Consider the following 4,898-nt stretch of genomic DNA (forward strand, 5'->3'; position numbering starts at 1 on the left):
CAGAAGTGAAACGCCGTAGCGCCGATGGTAGTGTGGGGTCTCCCCATGCGAGAGTAGGGAACTGCCAGGCATCAAATAAAAGCGGAAGGCCCGGTCGAAAGACCGGGCCTTTTGTTTTATCTGTGGTCTGTCGGTGAGTGCTCTCCTGAGGAGGACAAATCCGCCGGGAGCGGATTTGAACGTTGCGCAGCAACGGCCCGGAGGGTGGCGGGCAGGACGCCCGCCATAAACTGCCAGGCATCAAACAAGTGCAAAAGCCCATCCTGCCGGATGGGCTTTTTTGCGTCTGTACGAAATGAAACCTGTCGCCTTATGCGACCTCCAACTCTATCCCCTTGAACATATCTGAATCCTTTCTGTGCTAATTAAAACCGTGACTTATATCGCATAATTAATTGTAACAATTATATAACATTTGGTTTACCAAAAAAGACACAACTAGCATTGATAAATTCACGCGATCCTTGGCAGGGGTATAATTCTAATGGCTGATAGCAGTGTAACTGAGAACGGGACGCTGACAGACGGCGATACCCGCCGTCGTATTTGGGCGATTGTCGGAGCATCATCAGGGAATCTGGTCGAATGGTTTGATTTCTATATCTATTCTTTCTGCTCTCTCTATTTTGCTCATATCTTTTTTCCATCAGGAAACACCACTACGCAACTCTTACAGACTGCCGGCGTTTTTGCCGCAGGCTTTCTGATGCGACCAATTGGCGGCTGGTTGTTTGGTCGCATCGCTGATAAGCACGGGCGCAAAAAATCCATGCTGCTGTCAGTTTGTATGATGTGTATGGGATCGCTGGTGATCGCTTGTCTTCCGGGGTATGAAACCATCGGTACCTGGGCTCCTGCGCTATTGCTACTGGCCAGACTATTTCAGGGACTGTCTGTCGGGGGCGAATACGGGACCAGCGCTACCTACATGAGTGAAGTGGCCATTGAAGGTAAGAAAGGTTTTTATGCTTCATTCCAGTACGTAACGTTAATTGGCGGGCAGCTATTGGCATTACTGGTTGTGGTCATTTTACAGCAAACCTTAGAAGATTCAGCGCTCAGAGAGTGGGGGTGGCGTATTCCATTTGCGCTGGGAGCCGTGTTAGCTATTGTCGCGCTATGGCTGCGTCGCCAGTTGGATGAAACCTCGAAACAGGACGTTCGCGCGCTGAAAGAAGCGGGCTCTCTGAAAGGTCTGTGGCGTAATCGCAAAGCCTTCATCATGGTGCTTGGCTTTACTGCTGCTGGCTCGCTGTGTTTTTACACCTTCACAACCTATATGCAGAAGTACCTGGTTAATACCGCAGGTATGCATGCCAACGTAGCCAGTGGGATTATGACGGCGGCACTGTGCGTGTTCATGCTGGTGCAACCATTGTTTGGCGCTTTGTCAGATAAAATTGGCCGACGTACTTCCATGCTATGCTTTGGCGCATTAGCTGCGATTTTCACCGTTCCCATTTTGACTGCATTGCAAAACGTGACGTCTCCGTATATGGCGTTTGCTCTGGTAATGTGCGCCTTGTTGATCGTGAGTTTCTATACGTCCATCAGCGGCATTCTGAAAGCTGAGATGTTTCCGGCGCAGGTACGCGCCCTGGGGGTTGGGTTATCTTATGCGGTGGCGAATGCTCTGTTTGGTGGTTCAGCCGAATATGTTGCCTTATCCCTGAAATCCATCGGTATGGAAACCACATTCTTCTGGTACGTTACCGCGCTGGCAGTCGTCGCATTTTTAGTATCGCTGATGCTACATGGTAAGGGGAAAGGGCTGCGCCTCTAATGATGCGCCAGTTGCCAGACTGCATAGCCGGTTGAGGCGCCCGCAACATCCCAGGCAAAGTCCTTCCAGCTCCAGCCGCTCCCAGCGGGGCGGCTGTCCCACAGTTCTTTTGACGCGCCCAGGCTGACTGAGAACATCAAACCAATAGCCGCACTGCGATCTCGGTTGTTACCCTGATGCTGGGCATATTCGTTACCGGCTGCGGCAAGCATGGCGGAGGCAATAAAATGTTGAGCTTTGTCTTGTCCGCTCCAGCGGTCGTTTGCCATGTGGCTGCAGCCAGAAATAGCCAGGATACTGGTAAGAATAAACAGGCGCACCGTTGCCTCCATATGAAAAACCCCGTCAGTGACGGGGTTTTGGTTACAGAATACGGCTAATTAATCTGTCGATACGAATACGGCGTAGTCGACGGATCAGCTTACGCACTTTGACTGGATAGTCAGCAATGCTTTGCAGGTCGCGGTAGTGCTTAACCACGGTGGTATGCGTGCGGATAAGCTCCAGCTCTTTATCGCGCTGGGGCGCCAGCTCTTGCTTAGGATCGTGGATAAGGATGGCATTTTCCAGATCCAGACGCCAGGCTCGAGGATTAAGGTTGTTGCCGGTGAGCAGCATCCATTTATCATCAACCCACATACCTTTCAGATGATAAGTGTTGTCATCATCTTTCCATAAGCGCACGACTAACTGGTCGGTATTCACATAATATTGCAGTCTGCTCAGGAAACGGCGCAGGTTAATTTCATACAGATAGGGCAGCGCGCCGATGATTTTAAAAGGCTCATCTTCCGGGATATAAAAGTCGTTGGCGGTTTTATCACCGACAATGATTTCGACCTTTTTCCCTTCACGCAGCAGCTGAATGATATTGCGCACCAGTATGGCGGGCAGATTGAAATAAGGGGTACAAATTGTGAGTTTGTGCTCTGCGCAGGGCATGAGGTGGAAAATAGTCTTATTTAACAGACTGGATTTTCCGAGTCCAACCAGAGGCGTAACAGAAAGCTGTTCATTATCCGCATCTCCCTGAAAATGGAATGACGCATCGCGCAGTTCCTGACGGTACAAGCGGATGTCGTTTTTAATTTCCGGGCTTTTAGGGCGATTGATATCATCAAGACGATTAACGCCGCGACCATTCATCAGGTTTTGCGCCACCCAATTGAACATGATATCGGCCATTTGCGCGTTGCGAATCAGCTGATAACGGTCGTAGCGATATTTATCATGCTGATGCAGATAAACATCGTTCAGGCTGGCGCCGCTATACAGGACGCTGTCATCGATGATAAAGCCTTTGAAATGCAGAACGCCAAGGGCTTCGCGCGTGTTAATCGGCACGCCATAGACAGGAATATCGATACCGGGGTTTTCTTGCGCCATGCGGCAATACCAGTCAGCATTGGTATTAGATGCCGCAGCACCAATGCGCCCGCGCTGGGCTCGGTGCCAGTCGACAAGCACCCGGACATCCAGTTCAGGACGCTGCCGTTTTGCCGCATAGAGCGCGTCGAGTATGCCTTTGCCACCGTCATCCTGTTCCAGGTACAGCGCAATAATGCAGATCCGTCGCGTCGCGCTGGCGATTTTTTCCAGCAGAGTCTCCCTGAAATTAGCGGGAGCATAAAAGAAATCTACATCATCAACTGACTGAGAAATCTTGGGTAGTTGGGCAAGGTGTTGTTGATGTTTATTACGCTTAAATTTTGACAACATCACAGTGCATTTCTTCTCTGTTCATTGAAGGGTCCTCTGTGCTATGCAGACGACATAAGCGGGCAATGATACCACCAGTACCCATTAATGTGGTCAACATTTCCAGTACCTTACTCACGATTCCTCAAATTGGGCCAGATTAAGCGTTAGCCCAACAATCCCCTCTTCGAGTTGGACGTCAACAACGAACCCGAGTTTCCGGGCCAGGGCGACCATACCGCGATTGTTTGGCATCGTAATACCATTCAAGCGTCTAAGTCCGTGATCTCGGGTATAGGCAATTAATTTTTCCATCAATCGGCGACCCAGTCCAAGTCCTTTGAGATCAGAACGAACCAGGACGGCAAACTCGGCATCTACGTTATCAGGATCCGAGATAGCTCGCGTCACGCCGAGGATCTCTTCATGATTATCTCTACAACGCACAGCGACAAAGGCCATTTCACGATCGTAGTCGATCTGTGTCATATTGGCTAAATCTTCATGGGTAAATTCGTTGATCTCACTAAAATAGCGATAATAAAGATCTTCTTTGGTTACCTGAGAAATGAACTGCTGCAGATGAGGTTCATCCTCTGGCAAAATGGGGCGGAACAGGCAGCGCTCGCCGTTCTTCAACTCAACCCACTCTTCAAGCTGATGAGGGTAGGGGCGTACAGCCAATCTGCTTTCGTTATCGCCCGTGAAAGGGGCAATGTCCAGCGTGACGTCCAGCGCGGTAAATTCACCGGCGGAGGCCAGCAGCGGATGGATATCCAGACGCTGAATTTCCGGACAATCGACGATCAGGTTGGATACCTGCACCAGAAGCTGGCTTAGTCCGGCGATATCCAGTGGGCGTAGTGCGCTACGAGCGCGGATCTTCTTATTTTTGATCCCCTGGATCACCAGATAACGCGCCAGATTCATGTTCAATGGCGGCAATGCCACCACGGCTTGCTCTTCTGGTCGCCACTCAACCCCACCTTCACCCAGCATAATCAGCGGGCCAAATACCGGATCGTGTTCAACGACGACGCGGAGTTCCTGAGCGCCAGCGCGATTCGCCATGCTTTGCACTAATAAACCGTGGATACGCGCCTGCGGCCAGGCCATTTTCACCCGATCAAAAATCGCATTCGCGGCCTGCTGTACCTCTGTTGCCGTACGCAGGTAGAGCATTACCCCCTGAACTTCCGATTTATGCGGGATATCAGGGGAACGCAGCTTGAGCGCCACCGGATAGCCGATCTGCTCTGCGATATGCACAGCTTCCGCGCTGTCGCTGGCGATCCAGGTCGGGAGCGTGTGTAAGCCATAAGCTTGTAAAATTGGCTGCACTTCATGGGTATCCAGCGATGTGGCCCCTTCGGCAATCGCCTGCTGTAACAGATTATGCGCCTCGGCGGTGTTCGTG

At 51.0% G+C, this 4,898-nt stretch carries 3 protein-coding genes and 1 pseudogene; 1 reads left to right on the plus strand and 3 read right to left on the minus strand.

All coding sequences use genetic code 11. The features are described 5' to 3' along the window. Positions 1-484: 484 nt before the first annotated feature. On the plus strand, positions 485-1,783 hold the full coding sequence (locus KQJ18_RS21475; RefSeq protein ID WP_061382224.1) for an MFS transporter: 1,299 nt from the start codon (positions 485-487) through the stop codon (positions 1,781-1,783). Here KQJ18_RS21475 and KQJ18_RS21480 read toward each other — a convergent pair. The 3 genes and pseudogenes from KQJ18_RS21480 to pat form a co-directional block, all read right to left on the minus strand. Then, positions 1,780-2,103 (minus strand): YfiM family lipoprotein, encoded by a 324-nt coding sequence (locus KQJ18_RS21480; RefSeq protein WP_038643310.1) that lies wholly within the window; start codon positions 2,101-2,103, stop codon positions 1,780-1,782. The two genes, KQJ18_RS21475 and KQJ18_RS21480, sit on opposite strands and share 4 nt — an antisense overlap. A 43-nt stretch (positions 2,104-2,146) precedes the next feature. Beyond that, the gene (gene pssA / locus KQJ18_RS21485; protein ID WP_038642732.1) at positions 2,147-3,502 is read right to left on the minus strand and encodes a CDP-diacylglycerol--serine O-phosphatidyltransferase; all 1,356 of its coding nucleotides are present in this window, start codon (positions 3,500-3,502) and stop codon (positions 2,147-2,149) included. Positions 3,503-3,616: 114 nt separating this feature from the next. Further along, positions 3,617-4,898, minus strand: a pseudogene (pat, locus tag KQJ18_RS21495) (protein lysine acetyltransferase); the annotation flags it as partial.

Source organism: Citrobacter sp. S55_ASV_140, assembly GCF_018919505.1.
In the GTDB taxonomy this organism is placed as follows: Bacteria; Pseudomonadota; Gammaproteobacteria; order Enterobacterales; family Enterobacteriaceae; genus Citrobacter; species Citrobacter werkmanii.